Source organism: Reichenbachiella ulvae, assembly GCF_025833875.1.
GTDB classification, from domain to species: domain Bacteria; phylum Bacteroidota; class Bacteroidia; order Cytophagales; family Cyclobacteriaceae; genus Reichenbachiella; species Reichenbachiella ulvae.
In genome coordinates, this window is record NZ_JAOYOD010000001.1 from 2,129,285 (window position 1) to 2,150,772 (window position 21,488).

At 42.2% G+C, this 21,488-nt stretch carries 10 protein-coding genes; all 10 read right to left on the reverse strand.

Translation table 11 applies throughout. The features are described 5' to 3' along the window. Positions 1-7: 7 nt before the first annotated feature. The 10 genes from N7U62_RS08375 to N7U62_RS08420 all read right to left on the reverse strand — a co-directional run bounded on the left by N7U62_RS08375 (position 8) and on the right by N7U62_RS08420 (position 21,486). Positions 8-2,305, reverse strand: a complete 2,298-nt coding sequence (locus N7U62_RS08375) for a glycoside hydrolase family 3 N-terminal domain-containing protein (RefSeq protein ID WP_264137491.1) — start codon at positions 2,303-2,305, stop codon at positions 8-10. Continuing rightward, positions 2,298-3,911: a sulfatase gene (locus N7U62_RS08380; RefSeq protein ID WP_264137492.1), complete on the reverse strand. Its 1,614-nt coding sequence runs from the start codon at positions 3,909-3,911 to the stop codon at positions 2,298-2,300. Before N7U62_RS08380 ends, N7U62_RS08375 begins: the two co-directional genes overlap by 8 nt. Positions 3,912-3,914: 3 nt before the next feature. Beyond that, the gene (locus tag N7U62_RS08385; RefSeq protein WP_264137493.1) at positions 3,915-5,747 is read right to left on the reverse strand and encodes a DUF5060 domain-containing protein; all 1,833 of its coding nucleotides are present in this window, start codon (positions 5,745-5,747) and stop codon (positions 3,915-3,917) included. Positions 5,748-5,777: 30 nt separating this feature from the next. Beyond that, positions 5,778-8,831, reverse strand: a complete 3,054-nt coding sequence (locus tag N7U62_RS08390; RefSeq protein ID WP_264137494.1) for a glycoside hydrolase family 2 TIM barrel-domain containing protein — start codon at positions 8,829-8,831, stop codon at positions 5,778-5,780. A gap of 59 nt (positions 8,832-8,890) precedes the next feature. Then, positions 8,891-10,147 (reverse strand): Gfo/Idh/MocA family protein, encoded by a 1,257-nt coding sequence (locus tag N7U62_RS08395; RefSeq protein ID WP_264137495.1) that lies wholly within the window; start codon positions 10,145-10,147, stop codon positions 8,891-8,893. A 12-nt stretch (positions 10,148-10,159) separates the two neighbouring features. Continuing rightward, positions 10,160-11,500, reverse strand: a complete 1,341-nt coding sequence (locus N7U62_RS08400) for a Gfo/Idh/MocA family protein (RefSeq protein ID WP_264137496.1) — start codon at positions 11,498-11,500, stop codon at positions 10,160-10,162. Position 11,501: 1 nt separating this feature from the next. Beyond that, positions 11,502-12,890: a 3-keto-disaccharide hydrolase gene (locus tag N7U62_RS08405; RefSeq protein ID WP_264137497.1), complete on the reverse strand. Its 1,389-nt coding sequence runs from the start codon at positions 12,888-12,890 to the stop codon at positions 11,502-11,504. Between the two features lie 30 nt (positions 12,891-12,920). Continuing rightward, positions 12,921-14,027 carry a glycoside hydrolase family 88/105 protein gene (locus tag N7U62_RS08410; protein WP_264137498.1) on the reverse strand — a complete coding sequence of 369 codons (1,107 nt, stop codon included), beginning with the start codon at positions 14,025-14,027 and terminating at the stop codon, positions 12,921-12,923. A 363-nt stretch (positions 14,028-14,390) separates the two neighbouring features. After that, a complete protein-coding gene (locus tag N7U62_RS08415) occupies positions 14,391-18,221 on the reverse strand; it encodes a two-component regulator propeller domain-containing protein (RefSeq protein WP_264137499.1) in 3,831 nt (1,276 codons plus the stop codon). Between the two features lie 415 nt (positions 18,222-18,636). Continuing rightward, a complete protein-coding gene (locus N7U62_RS08420; protein WP_264137500.1) occupies positions 18,637-21,486 on the reverse strand; it encodes a family 78 glycoside hydrolase catalytic domain in 2,850 nt (949 codons plus the stop codon). Between the last annotated feature and the right edge of the window lie 2 nt (positions 21,487-21,488).

Here is a 21,488-nt window from a genome sequence, read left to right on the forward strand (position 1 = left end):
GATTGTACTACTTGAGCCTAAACGAGGCTGACTTAAAATCAGCAGATGAGGTACCAATGCGAAGCTCCCAGTCACCTTTACCAGGGTTCGTTTCCATTTCCAAACCGGTATATTCTAACATGTCTGGCGCGATATCAAAGGTTACTACTTTGCTTTCGCCTGGCTCCAACTCAATTTTTTCAAATCCTTTTAATTCTTGCATAGGACGCACTACTGTACCTATGAGATCCTTCAGATAAAGCTGCACAACTTCCTTTCCTTTCACATTTCCACTGTTGGTGATGGTTACACTTGCTTGGATGCTCCCATTTGTAGTCATGGTAGTATCCGACAAGGTAATGTCAGAATAATCGAAAGTGGTGTAACTCAAACCATATCCGAATGGATAAAGTGGCGTATTTTGAGCAAAGAGATAACCCTTCTTGTAATTGATCTCCTTCATGCTGTAGTGAAATGGAATTTGACCAATGGATCTGGGCACTGTGACTGGAGATTTTCCAGAAGGATTCACTTTTCCAAACAACACTTCTGCGATGGCATAATTGCCCTGCTCACTCAGATCCCAACAATCCAGCATGGCGTCTGCTTCCTCCACAAATACATTGGCGGAGAGCGTACGACGGTGCTTCATGATTATGACCAAAGGCTTACCTAATTTTTTAAGTTCTAATATAAGCTCATCTTGCAAACCTGCTGGATCAATATTATCTCGATCACCAAAGGCATTGTTGAAAAAGCCTTCCTTGGCGGTAAACTCATCGCCTCCCACTACGGCCAAGATCACGTCTGCAGATTTTGCCTTGCTCAAGATTTTTTTGATGCCCGCCTGCTGCTCGGATTTGGGCGTCAGTATGGGTATGCCACCAAGTCCGTTGGTCAAATCAAACCCCTTTTCAGATACGATTTGAACATTAGCACCAAAAGCATCTGCAAAATCCTCGTGATCATGCTCCCCCAAGACTGGCCCTACCAAGGCTACCTTCATTTTCTTATCTGTATTGAATGGCAATACACCTTCGTTTTTGACCAAAATGATAGATTCTCTATCCGTTGCTCTAGCCAACTCTAAGTGATCTTCTGAGCGTACCGTTCCGTTTACTTTTTCAACATCAATGTAAGGGTTGTCAAATAGTCCTAAAATAAACTTAGTGCGCAGCACTCTTCCTGCAGATCGATCAATGTATTTCATCAACGCAGGATCCTTCTCGGCCATCTCTGGCAACAAAGCGTAGGCATCTTCAGCGTATAAATCCACATCTACTCCTGCCTTCAGGCCTTGCAACACGGCATCCTCTGGTGTTTCTGCCACCTTCATGAAATAGTGTAAACGCCCCACATCATTGGCATCCGAGACCACATAGCCTTCAAAGCCCCACTGATCACGTAGTACCTCCGTCAGCAGCCATGGATTGGCATGACTGGCCACTCCATTGATATCTCCATGAGAAGCCATAATACCCAAAGAATTAGCCTCTTCTACCGCTGCCTTGAATGGGGGGAAAATTTCGTCGATCAATGTACGAGGAGATATTTCGATGGAGGCAAAATTGGTACCTCCAGCCAGCTGTGCATAGCCAGCAAAGTGCTTGGTAACCGCACCAATATGAGTCGAGCTTAATCCATCATAATCTCCTTGCATACCAGTCACAGCGCTGATGATCATCTGAGTGGTCAGATAGGTGTCTTCGCTAAAAGCCTCACTCATACGACCAAAACGAGGATCACGAACTATATCCGCTTCAGGCGAATGGGTAAGATGAAGCCCTCTTAGTCTGGCCTCTCTGCCCACTGCATCATAAACTTCTTTCACCAATTCAGTATTGAAGGTAGCAGCCATGTTGATCGGCCGACCAAAACTCGTACACCCTTCTGCATCCACTCCATTATAGGACTCTGTAACGAAGAACCCTGGAATACCCAAACGGCTGTTTTCGATAATGTACTTCTGCAGTTTATTATTTAGGATGGCCGCTCTTTTGGGGCTTAGGTGCTCTCCTGGGTTTTTAATACCTCCTATGCTAAGCTTAAGCTTTTCTTTGACCTTGTCCTTTAATACCAAATTGTCATTTTCATCTAGCTCGACCCCAATCTGGGCATGAAACATCCTCATCTGAGCTACCTTTTCTTCCAGGGTCATCTGAGCTAGAAGCTCCTGTACCTTTGCATCAATTTCAGAGGTTTGTTTTTGGGAGGGATCATCAGTTATTGAAGGGTTGCTACAGCCTGCCAATACCACTACCAGCAGCACCATCAATCTTGACACATTCATTTTCACTGCTCCAATATTTGATTTGTTCCTAATCATTCTTACTATTTGCTAATTCTTCAAATTCTCCAACTTTACTTCCCCACCAGTTATCATTTGGTTTCCAGTCGGGGCTCAACATTTTCTTTCTTTCTTGTTCCAACCTGTCTTTCCTTTTTATATGGTTCTGCAATACCTCAGCAGTTTTGACAGGGTCTCTTTCTTGATCGACGGTGGGGTAGTTCGCCTGGTTTGATTGCAGCCAAGAGAGAAGCTGTGCACGCATTTGGCTCACTCTTTCAAATTCTGAATTGGCTAAGTCTTTTTGCTCTCCTGGATCAGAAGACAGATGGTAAAGCTCGTCTCGATCATCCTCCCAATAATGAATCAGCTTCCAATCTCCTAACCTGATAATGGCGTGCGGTTCACCCCCCTGATTGCCGTAGTGCGGATAGTGCCAATATAAAGGTCGTACTTGCATTTCCTCTCCTTTCAAGGCAGCAAGCAGACTCTGTCCGTCGGTATGTTGATCTGGTCTGAGTGGAATATTTGCCAGGTCAAGAATGGTTGGGTACAAATCGGCTCCTGTTGCTGGCGACATGTCCATAGCTCTATTTTCCATCCAGGGCACATGAATGAAAAGTGGCACTTTCAGCCCTCCCTCCCATTGGTATCCCTTGCCTCCTCTCAGAGGCAAGTTGGATGTTGAAAAATTATCTCCAGAGGCCACCCCTCCATTGTCCGAGGTAAAAATCACGACAGTATTTTCATCCAAGCCTAATCGCTCCAAAGTAGACAAAACAGAACCAATAGCATCATCCACATGCTCGATCAGTCCGGCATAGACCGGATTATCTTGTTGCACCCGGATCGGCAATACTCTCTCCATTTCAAATCCATTTTCGGCAAGTCCCATCTCCTCAGCTTTGTCACGATACTTATTCCATTTTTCTTCGGTGGTTTGTATCGGTGCATGAACGGCATAAAAGGATAGATATGCCAGAAAACTATTGTCTTTGTGATCCTCTATGAATTTTGAAGTCTCATTGGCCAACCGCATTGATAGACTCATTCCCTTTTCATCCGGTCTCTCTTCCAGCTCAGGATTATTAAAAGGAGCAAAAAACCCACCATGAGGAGACCCCTTGTGGGTACCACCGATGTTGATATCAAATCCATGATCTGTGGGTGAGGACTGATCTTTATGACTACCAACGTGCCACTTGCCTGCAAATAAGGTTTTGTACCCGTTGTCTTTGAGCGCTTCTGGTAGCGTTACATAATTTTGATCTAGTCGATGCTCATACTCCGCTGGCAACAGTACGGTATGACGATTTTTCTTGCGCCAATCGGTACCAGATGGAGAACCAATCCAATCTGTGATGCCATGGGTAGCGGTAAATTTACCTGTAAGCAAACTGGCTCTGGATGGACTACAAACTGCACAAGTAGCATAACCATTTTCAAATTGGGTACTGACAGAAGCCAGGTGGTCTATATTGGGAGTTTCGTAAAATTGACTGCCCGTGACTCCCAAGTCGTGTTTTCCTAAATCATCCACCACAATCACCAGAAAATTGGGTTTCACGGAACTTTGCTCAGCACAGCTTACTAACACAAAGCACCAAACCATAACAACCCATCTAAATCTCCTAATTTCGCTCATTTCTTATTTAGTCAAGTATAACAAAGCATCAAGCTCGAATGGGCTATCCAAGTTGATCTTCTCATTTTCTGTTTGTCCATCAATGGTGATTTGCTCGCCAGTTTTGGGATTGAGCCAAGAGGCATTGTAACCGATATCTGGCAATTCCATTTCAATTTTCCCAGGCTCCTTGATGAAGACCAGATAGGTATCTCCATTTTTAGCATACACATAGTCTGTGGTATCAGCCGTCATTTCATTCATATTGACCATCTCGGTCAATGGCAATTCATTTTGAGTAAAAAAGTCGAGCGCCACTTTGCATTGATCCCAAAATGCATCTCTACTTCTCCAAGATTCACAAGTCAGATCAGAATGATCATGTTGATACCCGAAATACCATTCTAGTCCGGCTCCTCCTGCCATCAGCGTACCCCATAGCGCATTTATTCGTGCATTGTTATGATCAATGTTGTCTTTATCCGGTACCAGCGCGTGTCGTGCATCTCCAGGTTCATCTACTGCTACTACCAGCTTGCGACCACTGGCCGCCGAGGCTTTCACCCACTTGCTGGTGACGCTATGCACACGATGAAAGTCCGGTTTGTTGGTCTGTATTGAAAACCCTTTAACATCGGTTGCTTCATCCACCAAAGGTTGATAGTACTTTTCGTGCTCGTTGGGGAAGGTATGAACTACTGCAATGCTCTGATATGGATCATTTTGAGCAAAATAAGTCGCTTGCTCTTTCACCTGTGCCACGGTTTTGGTCTCCTCCTCGCCTATATTCCAATTGAGAGCGAGATGATGGGCATATCTGGCAATCAGCTGGCGATAATAAAGCTTTCTGGTGCGTCCGAGATCTCCGCCATCCATTTTTTGATCATTTTCATTTTCCTGTGTTTTGAAATGAAGGTACATGCCTTTCATTTCGCCATAAGAGAATATCTGCTCCCACTGATCCATTTTGGACACATCAAAGCGATCTTGGAGGACATTCGTTTCCCATGATTTAGGATTCTTCTTTACATTGGCAAACTCTTCGTATTCATCTAGGCCCACCTTGAGCAAATGAGGAAAAACATTACGATCATCCCCATCTATGTTGAATGTTAGAAATGAAAAAACATTCATCCCTTTTTCGTGAAGATAATTGATGCCTCCTAGGAGATTCTTGCCTTTTTCTTTGTTTGGCCCCCATAAAAACGAATCAGCGTCTGAATTATAGTCTTGTGCATGATCCGTCCATTTTTTTAGTCGGTCTCCTACATTTGGCGTGTCATCAATCTCGTCGTATGCCAACATGTTTTCTGGAGCGTCAGCCCCCATTTTCACGAAGTAGTCACCTGATTCGGCAAATTGCAAATAATGCTCGCCTACGTACGTCAATCGACCTTTTGCACGAAGGTCTGGAGCCGATTTATCAGATTTACCCACCAACAAAACTCCCGTTTGGCCATCCATGTAACCAGCGCCTTCGCCTTCCTCATCGCTAATGGCAATGTCTTTACCTTTTCTGAACGAAACCTCGTACTTCCATTCGCCGGTAGCATTAGGGCTAAAGTGCACGCGCCACTTGTTGCCTGACTTGGCAGAAGTGTAAGCAGCCTGCCCGTCTGCGGCAAAATATCCTGGTACTATCAAACTTTTATCTCCAAGTGAAAAAGTAACGTCAAGACGATAATCCGCAAAGGGGTTGATGTCAGCCATCTCGTCACTTTCTGGGCCGTCGAAAGTCAAAGTGATTTTGTGCCACTTCTTTGGCTCTCCTGATATCTGAGGTTCGGTGACACAGGAAAAACAAATCCCGCAAACAGCGGCCAGAAGGATTGCTTTATTTAATAGCATTTTTTTCATATTGTATAAGTTTAGGAGGATATCATTTCCTTAATCGATAAATAGTTCGTCAATATAGGGTCCACTTTTCCCCATGGTTTTTAATTCTATATAATTGGCTCCCTTCTGTAACTCGACAGTAGTTCCTTCGAACTTCCATCTTGACCCTAGATCTCCCACATCGCCGAATTGAAATACTGCAACCTGCTCATCATTTACGACCAATTCCATTGGCCTTTCTCCATTTTTACTCAGGTGAGAATAGCGAATACGAATATTTAATTTTCGAGTGTCGCCATCATTTTCCTGATACCACTTGATCGCTCCCTCCTGATCATCGAACGTCACATAACCGCTGTGTTTATACCTTCTTCCTTCACTGCTTGCCCTAGCGCTACCCGTCAACTCTGCGGTCTCAGCCCCAATATTGACTCCTCTTCCTTCCCAGATATCATCACTGGTTTCGTCTCCCCAGAAAAGTCCTTCTCCTTCACCAAAGGTTTCTTCCATTGTGATTAATACTTCCTTATTTTCATTCATCACAATAGCCTTTACCGTAGTTCCATGTTGTACTTCAAAAGGCGAATTGTATATCAATCCTTCTGAAGTAGGGTCGGCTCCATTTGTAGTAAACTTGATAATATAGTCTGAGGCGGGCTGCGTTCCGAACAACGCTTTGTCCTCAGCCACGATGGTTATTTTATTAGAGAGAAAGAGTGATTTATCCCCAACGATCGAAGAGATCAAGACACTTCCATTTTTAGCTCCTTCCTTCATTTCTAAAAAAGCCCTGGTTTTTCCCATAAACATTGCTCGATAGTTCGAATTGGCTCGACTAGTTTGGTCTACTGGGTCACCATTTTCTAGTGATATTTTTCTAACATCTCCATTTAGGGTAAAGTACACGGCATTGGAAGCGTATGGATAAAAATTGCCTCGGTTGTCTTGTGCTTCTGAGCTTAGAATTATACAACTCTGAAATTGATCTTCAGCCGGAATAGTAGTAACTGTATTCACAAGTGTGACTGGGCCGCCAGCCGTTTGATGAAAGGTTCTGGCGACTTCTTTGCCACCGATATATGCCACAGCCTCAATGATACCCTCCTCATATGGCACCATCCATTCACATTGCATCTCATCCCACTTCGTACCTGGTATGTCTTTGCCCATTGACTTACCATTTAAGAACAACTCTACTTCATCTGCATTAGAGTATGCCCATACTGGGATTTCAGTTCCTTTTTCCATTCGAGGATGTGTCCAATGTGGTAAAAGATGTACCATAGGCTCATCAGTCCATTGGCTTTGATAGAAATAAAACAGATCCTTTTCAAATCCGGCAACATCTATCGGACCTCCCATAAACAAGTTGAAAGGCCAACCTCCGTGCGGCAATCCTGACTCACCATAGTAATCAAACCCTGTCCAACGAAAGTTTCCACTGTGCCAGGCTAGGTCTCTCACCACCTCCCAATTTTTTCTAGCGCTTATTCTAACCGTTGCATTGTCGTAGGATGAATTCAAGCTCTGTTTTCTATTTCTCCAATTCTTTGGATCGGTCCACTCATAAAAGAAGATTTCTTTATCCGTAAGATTCGGTAGAGGATAAGTGCCATTGAGTTCGTTGTCTCTCCACCAGGTTTGCGTACGATAGTAGCCTCTTGTCTGCCAGGTATGTGGCGCCTCAGTTGACACAAATGGCTTGTCGAATGTTCGATTTTCGAGGAACGTTTTGCTTTCTGATCCACCATTGATTCCGATTACTTGCATATCGTCTGGATTGCTGGCACCAGAAGTAAATAATCGGGTAGAATCAAGGCCAGTTCCAAACTCCACCATGTCCTTGGCAATCTCTCCATGAGTTTCATTACCCAGACTCCAAATGATGATACTCGGATGATTACGATCTCGTTCTATCCATTCGGTCATGTCTCGCTCCCACCACTCATCGAAGGCCTGCGCACCATAATCGTGTGGTGCTTTTCTAGACCAACCGTCAAACAGTTCATCCATCACGAGCAGCCCCATTTCATCGCATAGATCATAAAACATTGGAGGAAAGGGATTGTGAGATGGACGTATGGCATTGTTTCCCATGTCTTTGATCAGCTGTAGCTTCCAGCGCAACAATGGTTTGGTCCAGGCTCCTGCTACAGGTCCTCCTTCCCAGTGCTCACAGACACCTTTGATCTTTATATTTTCACCATTCAACCAAAACCCTGTTTCAGTTTTCCACTCTGCTGTTCGGAAACCAAACTTGGTTTCGACACGATCCACAACTTTCTTTCCTTGAATTACTTCTGCGACTAGGGTATAAAGGGTAGGCTCGTCAATGCTCCATAATTTTGGATTGGGAACTTCCAAAACACCCTTTACAGCCTCGGAAGCGGCCAACTTATTGGTCGTCTCTTTCAGCACCTCCCCTTGGGCAGACAGCACCTGATATTTCACCTTCAATTTTGACTTATCATCTGCCGATACACGTACATCCGCTACAACTTTAGCCGATTGTGAGTTAATAATTGGCGTGGTGACGAAAACCCCATTCGGCTCGATGTGAACAGGATTTACCTCAATGAGATTAACCGAAGCATAAATCCCGCATGGGTGATACCATCTGGCCGAAGGCTCTAGGGAATTATCAACTCTCACTGCGATAGTATTGTCTCCTTCAACAAGGTATTCTGAAATATCATATCTAAAGCTGATGTATCCGTATGGTCGCTTGCCAAGGTGATTCCCATTGACCCAAACCTCACTATTCATGTAGACCCCTTCAAACTCTAGGTAAACCACATGATCCAAGCTCTCTTTCGATACTTCTATGGTTTTGCGATACCAGGCTATTCCTCCATCGTGGTAGCCACCTCCTTGACTTTGAGCTCCATTCTCGCTTACACCATTTTCAAAAGCCCAATCGTGCGGTACTTGTTTAATTTGCCAATCCCGATCATTGAAGCCCTTTTCAGCATATTGAGGATTATCCGAAAGACTAAACTTCCAATCGCTGTTTAAGCTTACCTGAGTCCGTTGTGCAACTCCACTTTCGGTGCGCAGCAATAGGAATAAAAAAAATAGAAATATCGGTAGTTTATTCAAGTTCATCGTTCTTTTAATGAAGATCTATTTTGTCGTATTCTTCATTTTTGATGTTATCAAATCATTTAAATATCAAATTCAGGCCTCCAGTCGACAACTTTTCCATTTCTAATAGCATCATTAGCCATATGGACTGAAATAGCACTTTGGTAGGCATCCTTTAATCCAAGTAATAGTTTTTCTTTCCCCCTAATAGCTGCCGCAAAATTTTTGTAGAGCTTCCAGGTCATATTGAAATTATCATTTTTGCTCGGATATACTACTCCATCATCCCCTATAGGTTCTACCTTCCTTTTGTTGGTATCACCGATGATTTTAATAGAGGCGCCGGAAACTCCATCGACGGTACTCGACCATTCTTCTTCTATTCTATCTCCTTCCGGAAATATCTCTGCTGTGTTCATTCCATGACTTACCACTGTGGCCTTGTCACCGTAAAATTTCATCTGGTACCCTTCATACTTATTGGTCGTTCCGGAATGAAACCCCACCTTCACACCTTCAGGATAATCAAACAATGCATGTACATTATCAAATGTAGTACGCCCGTCTTTCCAATAATCAATCCCTCCGGTTCCTACTACTCTAATCGGATGAGCACCAAGTAGGCTGTCTACCATATTGAGTTGATGAGAGCCAAGTTCTGCCATCAGTCCGCCTGAATACTCCCGATACATGCGCCAATTGATCTGCCTCTCCAATTCAGAACTAGGCACCTTTCTCCTCCAGTCTCCATGCCGATCCCAGGATGCCTCTACCTTGGTGATTTTCCCCAGATACCCTTTATCCACCAGATTTTTGATCGCCTCAAATACCGGATTGAGCTGATACTGGTAGGACACCTGAAAAACCTTATCGTATTGGTCTCCTCGGATTTTGATTTCTCGACACTGCTCTATGGAATATGCCAATGCCTTCTCGCATAGAATATGGAGGTTGGCATCAAGGGCAGACATTACCATGCGATAATGTTCATGTAGCGGCGAAGCAATAATCACAGCATCCAAGCCATCATGTGCCAACAATTTTTGGTAATCAGTGTAATTGACCACCTTATGTTTGATAAGATCGCTCGCCTCTTTGAGTCTAAAATCAAGAGTATCACAAATGGCAACCACCTTCATTTCTGGAACATAGTTAAGTACCTGAATGATGTTTTTGCCCCGAATCCCTGTTCCGATCACACCCACTTTTAGTCTTTCGCTGTCTGCTACTTCTTCCAGGGTAAATTCCTTTTTAGAACTACAGGCGTGTATGCCTATGCTTACAGCTGCAGCAGAAGTTGCCGTTAACCTTAAAAATTTTCTTCTTGAAGACTTCATGTTCTAAAACGATTAAATGGCCGGCTTCCAACCTTCTGCATACTCACGACCCCACAATTTCATTGCATCATTATCCAGCATCTTACCCGTTTCAGGATCTACTTTAAATCCTTTCTTGATTCGGTAAGCCACATTGCCATAATGCACCATGGCCATAGAAATGCTCGCATCATCAATCGGGGCTTGGAGCTTCTCTTTTCCTCTGATGGCATTGAAAAAGTTCATGACATGCGCAGTAGAAGTATCACCTCCCCCTCCAAGGGCCATCCCCTCCTCATTTGATTTGGAAGCCGACTCTTTGATCACTTTTCCACTCCGGTCATGTAAAATATATTTTCCTCTATCGACAAAGACACTTCCTTCGCTTCCGTAGATGATCGTTCCTCTACCTGCACCATATGGCTTGTAGCCATTTCTACTTTTTCCATCCCATTTGATCACCTTGTCGCCAGGGAAACGGTAGGTTGCCTCCATCGTATCATACATCTCCCAGCCATCATCGACAAATGCAGTTTTTGCAGCATCTACCTGTACCTCTTCTGGCAAGTCCACTCCCAGTGCCCAGCGAGCAATGTCTAGTTCGTGGGTACCATTGTTGCCCAATTCGGCAGTCCCATAGTTCCACCCATACCAGTGCCAATTGTAATTCCAGGTTTCGGATGTATAATCTCTTCTTACGGCCGGTCCCTGAAACAATTCCCAATTTAATCCCTCTGGAACCGGAGCAGCCATCTGGTGAGGTACCGCACCTCTTTTGTTGTTAAAAAATGCAATCGCCTTATACGGATTACCTATTGCACCATTCTGGATGTCCTTGATGATTTCAATGGAAATCGGAGATGAACGCTGCTGATTTCCCATCTGAACAACCTTATCATATTTTTTCTGTGCGGCTACAATCAATTCGTTTTCTTCCATGTTGTGGCTACATGGTTTTTCTACGTAGACGTGCTTGCCTTCCTTTAAGGCCATGACGGTACCCGGTGTATGCCAGTGATCTGGGGTAGCATTGATCAATGCATCTACTTTTTTGTTGGCAAGTACTTTACGAATATCTACAGCCAACTTAGGCTTGTAATCAAGATTCTCTGCTACTTTCCCTGCCGCCCTACTGCATTGATGTTCCATTACATCACATAGGTAGATGAGATCAAGGTTATTTTTCTTATCATAAAAGGCTGGATAGAATGCTTGCACTCTACGACCCAAGCCTGCTATAGCAACGCCAATACGATCGTTGGATCCCAAAATTCTTCTATAACTTTTGGCTGACAAGCCAGAAGCACTCAGCATTAGGCCTGTAGAGCCTAGTGCTGCTTTCTTTATAAATTCTCTTCTTCGTATATCATCCATCTTACAGCTCTTTTATTTTAATATTTCGATAGAACACCTGGTCTCCATGATCCTGTAGTAGGATATTGCCTCGTTCTGCCTCTCCGAAGTTTGGCCAGTCTTTGTACTTACTAGCGGCCACTTGATCTCTCCACTGCTCTCCACTGCGATTATATTCTACCACCAATACACCATTGAGCCAATGTTGAACCTCTGCACCGTTAACTACAATTCTTGCGCGGTTCCATGCGTAGGGATAAGCCATCTTCTTCGCATAGGGCAGATCAGAATTGTACTTCTTGGCTTCTGCAGGAATCAAATCATAGAGTGAGGCCAATGTCCGATTCCCTTCTTTACCCATTTTAGCATCTGGGTGTATCTTGTCGTCTAAGATTTGAAACTCACAGCCAATCGAAGATCCCTTGCCTTGATTCAATTCTGTATCAACAAAGTACTTGATGCCGCTGTTGGCTCCTTCAGTAAATCTAAAGTCCACTTCCAATTCAAAATTGGAGTATTCCTTGATGGTAACTATATCCCCTCCATTTTCAGATTCTTCCCCTCCGGCATCAGCTACGATTAGCATTCCATCTTCAATAGACCAGCCTTCTTCAGGAAACTTATCCAATTTGGCGCCTCGCCATCCGTCGGTAGTATTTCCATCCCAAAGCAATTCCCAACCTTCCGCTTTTTCTCTTGGCGTTAGCTGATTGGTCAAGAAGCTTTTTTGGACGATAGTATTTTCTATCGACATTCTATTTTGCTCAAGATTAGCTGTGCAAATCTTGATATTTCTAAACCTAACCTGCCGGCCCTCTATCTCTTTTTTCTTTCCTATAGAATGCACCTGCAAACCGATAAACCCTGAGTCGTCCATGTCATCAACTAGATCAGCGGTTTGCACACCATTTACCCAAATTCTCAGGTTATTTCCTATTGCTTCAATTCTAAATTGATTCCATTCATTGAGTTTAAAAGCTGTTTTTACTTCAGGGTTTCGCTCTAGAGTGTACAACCATTTCCTCCTGGCTTCATCGAAGATACCGCCTGTCCATTTTCGTTTAGACGGATCCATCTCCATTTGATACCCATGTACTCTTCCTTCCATATATTCTGGCGTACTTTGGGCTCTGAACATCACACCGGAATTAGTACCTTCTCCCATGTACCCTTCAAATGTTAATATAAAATCGGAATATGACTCCTTTGTACAAAGGAAGGTATTGGGTGTATTTCCCACATACGTACCTACTATTTCACCATTTTGAACTGTAAAAGGTGCTGTTCCATTTTTCACCTCCCAGCCATCCAGGTCTTTGCCATTAAAAAGATCTTTAAAATCACTTTTTTCTGATGCACAGGAAATTAGAAATAATGAAATTATGAGAAAATTAAGAATTGTACTTTTCATTTTTTTTCAGCGTGTTGATTCTTATCCGATCTATTTATCTCCTACTAGCTTATAAACTTCATATCCAGCGCTCAAAAATGCTCCTGCACCATAAAGTTGAGTTTTGTCTGGAAATGCCTGACCAGGCGCTGCACCGATAGGCTGCACATATCCTAGCATACCCTCCTCAGTGATATAGCTCGCCATTGCATTCCAAGCTTTAATTACTGCCTTTTCATACTTCTTGCCTTTTAAGATGCCATTATTGACACCCCACGCCAACCCATAGGTAAAAAAGGAAGAACCACTCGTTTCTGGTGTGGGGTAAAATTCTGCCCCTAGCAGGCTCATTGCCCAGTGACCTTTTTCTGTTTGAAGTTCAAGTAGTCTGGCAGCCATTTTCTTATAAATAGCCAAGAAATAGGCATATTCTTCTGATTTCGGATCTAGGTCACTCAGAATTTGTGCTAAGCCAGCAAATACCCATCCATTGCCTCTACCCCAAAAAATCTTAGTCCCATTATCCTCTTTGTCCATATAGCTCTGGTCGCGATAGTAGAGTGACTCATCTTCGTCAAAAAGAAAATCTGTAGTTGCCTTAAATTCTTTCATCAAGAAATCCAAGTAGCGCTGATCTCCTGTTTCATTATAAACTTTCACCCATACCGGAGGAGACATAAACAGGGCATCACACCAGCTCCACCGATCATGATGGTAAGGCGAAGGCCAATCTAGGCTCGTAGTAGCAGGATGATAGGTCATGTACTTGAACTGCTCTATGGTAGGTTCGATCATACTTTTATCACCGTACTTTTCGTATAGTGCAAAATACATCCGACCTACCGCATGGTCATCAGCATGGTATTTTCGCTTATGAAGCATCCATTCATGTTCGGTGCCTATATTTTTCAGCCAATTGTAGTAATCATCCGTGCCGGCGATTTCGGCATACTTTGCCAAACCCACATAAAACGCCCCGTTGACCCAATGCAACGGATGATGCGCCCCTCGGCCAGTATAATCATCTCTGAAGTGAAGTATTTGCCAATCTGCAACACGCTTCATCGCATCTAAAACTTCATCCTTTTGAGGAGACTGAGCATTGACCGATTTCATGGCTCCAATCAATAGAACAGTGAGTAAAATTTTCTTCATCATTATATTTGATATGTAAATATTTAAATATTAAATCAATCCTCGGGCTGGCAAGCCCATGGATCGAAGTTTTCCCTTGTTGTGGTTTAGAAGATATTCTTGAATTGACTAGCTCTGACAACCGGTTGCTTTATTACTGCTAGACTAAAACAGAAGAAGTCTTGGTTGCCTTAAGTTTTATTAGCCAGAAAGGCTAAATTAGGATTCATATAATCTTTCATAACCGATTCAAAAATAGACCTACAGTCTGATTCTGACTGGTAAATTAATCCAGATTAATAGTAATTTAGAGTATTACCCTCCTCCCTACTTACCATTTTAAATATAGTAGGCCTTAAATCTAGTTCGTGCATTTTCAGAACCTAACTATGCACATTCAACATTCTCGTCCACTAATAAATGATCAGTCATATTATCAGTATGGTTCAGCTTGAATCTGTTGACTTCTTCTACCAAATTCTGAGTGATTTGCAAAACCTCTTGACTTTTGTTGGTGTATTCATTCATCCCTGTAGCCAGTTCGGATGAGGAAGTAGCTGCCTCCTCAGTACCTGCAGCGGTTTGTTCGGCAATTACTACAATATCCCCCATTAGCTTAACTACATGAGATATATCGTCTCTTTGATTTGATGTGGCTCCAACGATATCTGATGACTGTTTGAAAGTATCTTCGAAACTCTGCAGAATCGTTTCAAATAATTGCAAGGAATCCTTTGTAGCCTCTCCACCTTCTTGAATTGTTGAAGTCAACTGACTCACGAGACCAGCAGTTGCATAAGTCTCAGAGCGTACCCCTTCAACCAGAGATTCAATATCAGCTACTGATTTTTTCGATCCTTCGGCCAATTTTCTAATCTCGTCAGCAACTACGGCAAACCCCCTACCTGCATCTCCAGCCTGAGCTGCTTCTATTGCCGCATTCAAGGCTAACAAGTTCGTTTGAGCAGCTATATCCTTTATGATTTTAAGAATTCCAAAAATCTCCTGAGATCGTTTAGATAAAGATTCAATTGATCCATTTGTCTGATCTGAATAAGTTACAATTTCTTCCATTTTGTTACGTAGCACATTAAATTGAGACAAGCTAGATTGACATTTACTAACGCCTTGGGTGGCAGTCTCTTTAATATCCTTTGCCTGAACATTGATCGTTTCGGAAGAACTACTAATTCCTTCCAATAGATTGGATGAGTCTTCAACTTTCAGTACTTGTTTTTGGGCTCCTTCACTCATTTGAGATACAGTTGTGGCAATTTCGGAAGTACTAGTATTGATCTCCTTTGAGTTACTTAGCATGTAATCCGAAGATTCTCCAATGATTGTCACCTTGCCTCTTATTTGGCTGAGCAATTGGCTCAAATTATTTAAAGCAGCATTTAGATTTTGTGATAGTCGGTAGATGTCTCCTTTTGCTTCATGTTCATATCTTTGGGTCAGATCACCTTGAGCCATGTGGTCTACTATTCTATTAATTTCATTGAATGGTCTGAGAACCGACTCGAATAAGTGATTCATGGCATTGGCCAAATCAAGCCATTTTCCCGACTTTCCTTCCAAGTTTAATTTTGCATTAAAATTGCCAGAGTTAACAGCATGATTGACCATCTGTCCAATCTCGTCAACCACAAGCGTAAGACTTGAATTTTGTTCTTCGAGTTCTTTCTTTTGCAATTCCATCCTATCTGTAGCTTCCTTTACTTTATTACTAAGGAGTAATTTCTGCGCTTTAACCCGATTTGCTTTTTGGCGAATGAACACGAAGCCTACGCTAAAAATCAATAACACTACAACTCCTCTAAACCACCATGTATGCCACCAAGCTGGCAGGATAGTGACTTTGATTTGGCTACCTTCTTCGTTCCATAGTCCGTCATTATTTGATCCTTTTACTCTAAAAATATATTCACCGGCTGGCAAGTTGGTATAGTGCGCTTCTCTTGAAGACCCGACGTAGTTCCATTCATCATCGAAACCTTGCATGATATAAGCATGTTGATTGTGCTCTGCTCCATAATAGCTTATCGCATTAAAACGAAAAGCGATGACAGACTGATTATGGTTGAGAGTAATGGAATTGGTAGCCGACATCTGTTGACCCAAAATTCCTGATCCGTCTTCTACGGTTACGGACTCATTGAACAATTTGAGGCCTGTGATAACTACGTCAGGAATCACTTGATTTCTAGGCATGTATTCTGGGTCAAAAACATTGAATCCATTGACTCCCCCCAAATACAGCTTTCCAGAATTGCTGAGAAGATGTGCGTTTTCAAAAAATTCGTTATTTTGTAAGCCATCTCCAGAATCAAAATTCTCTATTACCTGAAGTTGATTATTCTCTTTATCATACTTGGCCTTTGACAGACCAGCATTGGAAGTAATCCACAATATACCAGATGGAGCCATGACAATGTTGGTGATGTTGTTATCAGGCAGTCCAGACAGTCTACCAAATCGAGTAAAAGTAGTATCATCAGGATTCATTCGGTTCAAACCATCTCTTGTACCAATCCAAAAATCCCCCATTGCATCTTCTAACATGGTGGTAATGTATGAATTGCTAAGCGTCAAATTATCCTTTCTATCATGATAGTATGTTACAAACTCTCCTTTACTCGGGTTAAACTTATTGAGGCCATTGGCAGTACCTACCCAGATACTACCATCTTTACGTTTCATTATACAGCTAGCGAATCGGTGACTGATTCCACCTTGTCCTGCTTTATAAGATTTGAATTTGCTACTATCTGCTTTATCAATGACCCTCACTCCATTACTCGTCCCGACCCACAATGTAGATTGATCGACTTCCAATATATCATTGACAATTCCTATTTCGGGTCGATGAACTTTAAATTTTCTAGAATCAGCATCATATACCAATAATTCCCTAAAAGTCCCTACCCATAATGTTTCATCAGAATCTGTGTATAGAGCCTTCATATGACTCCTGACTATAGATGAGGGATCGTTTTCGTCATGTTGAAAATTTTGAAAACGACCTGTTGAGACATCAAAAAGATTAAGTCCGTCTACAGTTCCAACCCATATCCCTTCCTTGGTTTCAGCAAATGAATTGACACGATTGTCCGTCAACGAATGATCTAACCCATCGATTTGTCGGTAAGATTTGAATTTCATATCCCCACTGTAATAGTAATTGACACCAGAACTATAAGTACCTATCCAGGCATCTCCATTTCTGTCGTGATAAACCGAAAAAGTAGAATTGACACTCAAGGTAGTTTTGTCATTTTCTACGTTTTCAAAATGTGTATACTTGGGATTAGTTTTTAATTGCTCTTCTCGATCTATGACATAGACACCATCTCTGGAGGCTACCCACAAATCACCCTCTGAGTCAAAAGATAAATCTCTAATCTGTGTGCTCATGGACTGCATCACAGTCAATTTACCTGTATTGCTACCAGAAAGAGCTACTCGAACCAAACCAACCCTAGAGAATCCTATCCACAAGTGAGATTGACCATCATAAGCCATGGAAGCCAACAACCCCGGTGAAGATTTCTCATTCCAGACTTCTTCCTTAGAAACTATGGCCATGGATTTGGTATCTATTGATAATACTTCTCTGCCAGATGTGATGAAGATTTGATTTTCTCTGCCCTGGCAAATTACTCTAGAGTTTCTTATCCCATTTCTAAATTCTTCGAAGACAGGAACTGAAAAGGTATCAAGTTTTGGATCATAAATTATAAGCGACTGATCGGTCACAACCCAAATTCGACCATCCGAATCTTCGTACAAATCAAGAATCACATTGCTGTTTAGAGCCGAGCTATCCGATTGATTTTCATAGTATTGATCAAACCTGCCTTTCTGATAATCAAAGCGACTCAAACCGTCATTGCTTGTCCCGATCCAAATATTACCACTCCTATCTTCCAGTAGGCAAGATATGCCATTTCCGCTAAGCGAATAAGGGTCAGAATCGTCATGAACATATCGTTTGAATTCATGACCATCGTAGCGGTTGAGCCCACCGGTTCTGGTACCAAACCACATGAAACCGTGGCTATCCTGCAAGGAGCAAATAACTGAGCTCTGTGACAGACCATGTTCAGTACCCAGTCTTTGAAACACATCATGCTCTGGGCTAGCCTCAGCATTGTCTAAGAATAGTATTTGTATGAGGACTAGATATACTAATCCCTCGCATAATTTTATCGTAATCATACTGGGTTTTTGGAATAAAATGATAAAAACTAGATGAAATTAATCGAAATGATAATTGATCATGATGCTGTTTCTACAGTCATACCAAGGCGCAGGACCCAATACAATTTCTACCGTCTTCATCATCTTTTTCATAATCATAGTTGATTCATTAATAGTAATCGGCTGGTTACGAACATGGACGGGTGGTTTTTTCAGAAATCACTACTATTTAGCGCTTCATTAAAAAAGGATTAGTAAATCACAAAACTTTCTAACAATCAAATATTTAATATTCACACACAAAAAAAGTCCAAACAAAGGGTGAAATAACCCAAATTAGTTTTCAAGGAGATTGATGCATAACTCGCCAAATGCAAAAAAAAGGGTCAAAACCAAAAATCATGACCCAATAAAAACACAAACTATTAACCAACTAATCTTTTTCCTTAATATAACTGACCTCATATATCCCGGACCCTAACTTCACATCACTAGATATTTTCTCATCGTTGGCCTCTATTTGACCATCAATTTTTAGAGTAGCTCTTTCACTTTGGCTCAAAATCAACTTCGCATTAGTGTTAAACGGAATATCCAACTTCATGGTCAGAAGGCCATCTCTCATTTCCCAGCTATTCTTAATTTGTCCTTCGCGAGTCGGAATGGTCACCGATGCATGGGTCAATTGGCTAGGGAATGTGGGATCAACGGTGAACAGCTTATACCCAGGCTGTTCGATACTTGATTTGACCCCCCCTATACATTCATAAAAATAAGCGGCAAAACCACTATGCATAGGGTGATTCAATGAGTTGGTCAAACCTTCCATTGTTCCCCATTCAAACTGTCTTTCGGGCCAGGTAGTGAATCCGTAATTCATAACATAGGTCTGGCTCGGAAACGTAGGAACGGTGAGTATTTCATAAGCCAAATCGGCTTTACCATTTTTACTCAGTACGGTGTATATGTATCGATTGCCATGAATACCGGTGGAATGATGTCCTCCTTTTATTTCCACGATATCATATTCCAAACCATTCAGCACTTGTTCAATTTTATCTTCTGACACCATTCCAAATTGCAACGCCATCACGGTTGCTGTTTGACTACCATACCAAGCAAAGTCAGTTCCTTTGATAGGTATCAAATAGGCTTTGTTAAAAGCAGCTACCAATTCCACTTTCTCATTAGCCAATTCGGATTCAAAAATTGCATCACCTTTTAATCGAGCAAAATACTCCATCACATTGAGAACATCATAAAAATAAGCATTGGCAGACACTACTGGATGACACTCCATAGCCGAAGGATTCAATCTTCGGTCCCAGCGAGGTGGACACCAGTCTCCCATACCATTGTCGATTATTCCTTCCTCATTTTTGAAAGAGAGGTAATAGCGTGTCAGTTCCTTCATATCTTCATAGTATTCCTTGACTATAGAACTGTCACCATAGTACCTGAAGTTGTACCAGGGCAAATACATGGTAGCAATGCCCCAATCTAATTTAGCAATGGATGAAGTCCTCTTGCCAGGTGCAATCATTGTAGGGACTCTATATTTTGTCTCATTTTGGTCGTTACCCTTTACCAATCTCATCTGGGTACGAATATCCTCCATGTACTTTTGATAGAAATTACCCATCTCATAGTTATATAGGGCATATTCACAAAAGGCATGCGCATCTCCGAGCCAGCCACATTTTTCTCTATGTGGGCAATCTTCAGGAATGCCATGAATATTATCAACTATCGTCCACTTGCTAATATTATGCATCTTGTTGAACAAAGGCTCAGAGCTTTCAAAACTCCCTAGCTCGTCAATATCTGTAGCTACCAAAACTGCCTTAATTGTAGAAGCGTCCGGTTTCCTAGATAGTCCACTGATTTTTGCGTATCTGAATCCGTGATAACAGAATTTTGGAGCCCATGTTTCTATTCCTTCACCTTTGCAGATGTATTTCAGATTTTGTTTGAGACCATTAGCCCCTCCACCAGTTGATCCCAGGAATACATCCAAACTATCCTTGGTGAGCGCTTCGGTCATGATCATATCTATCAACTGACCTTCTTTTTCTTGCACACTAATTTCTACCCAACCTGCGATATTTTGACCAAAATCTACTATCCATTCGCCAGTAGATACCTTAAAAACCGATTGTGCCTTGAGCTCTTTTAGCTCTCTGATAGGAGGAATCATTTGGGCATTGACCTTATCAATTTTAGGGCTCAAGAGGGCTACCTCCGACCAGTCTGAATCATCGAATCCTGTGGTATTCCATTCCCCCAATTCGAAGCGAGCGTCGTAAACATCGCCTCCATAAATATTATCGAAGACTGTTGGTCCAGTATTAACCTTCCAATCTTCATTAGTAATTAATTCTTGACTTGAACCATCCTGATAGTTCACCTTTAACAAAAGTTTTACAGCTGGGGTACCATAAGACAAATCCCTCTCGGATTCAGGGTCATTTTTCCATGAAATATTTTGTCCATAAAACCCATTCCCCAAAATGATACCCAATGCATTATTGCCTTCATTCAGTTGTTCAGTAACATCGTAAGTCACATAATAGGCCTGTTTATCGTAATTCGATGGTGCTGGATCCAATACATGATCCCCTGTTTTAGATCCATTGATATATAACTCATAGTAACCCAGTCCACAGATGTAAGCTCTCGCACTTTCGATCGCGCCCTTTGCATCCAGTTCACTTCTGAAGTAACCCACAGGGAGACTAGTTACCTTCGCCGGCGACTTCATTTTTCCGGTCTTATATTCTTTGAATCGATGCGCTGAAGTACGCGTATCGGTCTTCACACCAATCCATTGGGCCGCACCCCAGTCTTCTTGAATCAAAAGACCTACTTCAAACGTATTGATATCGGACCATTCTGAGACAACTCCATTCTCGTCCCAAATCCTAACTTTCCAGTAGTAAATATGAGAGGATTGCAATCCCTTACCAGAATACGAGACTTGTGAAGATTGATCAGAGTTTACTTTCTCGGAATCCCACATATCTGCGTCCAACTCATTCAAAATATCCGGTGATGATGCCACCAAAACTTGATAGGCAGACTGTGATTTCGACTTTTCATCAGACTGAGTTTGCCATGACAGCTTTGGTTTGGATCCATCTATCCCTATTGGGTTATTTATCATGTCAGTCTTAAGCTTCACTACTTTTAGCAGCGTATCCGGCTTGTTCTCTATCGGTATGCATGCCATAACCAGAAAAATCATCATAGAGAATAACAACACACGTATCGATAACTTGTTCATAT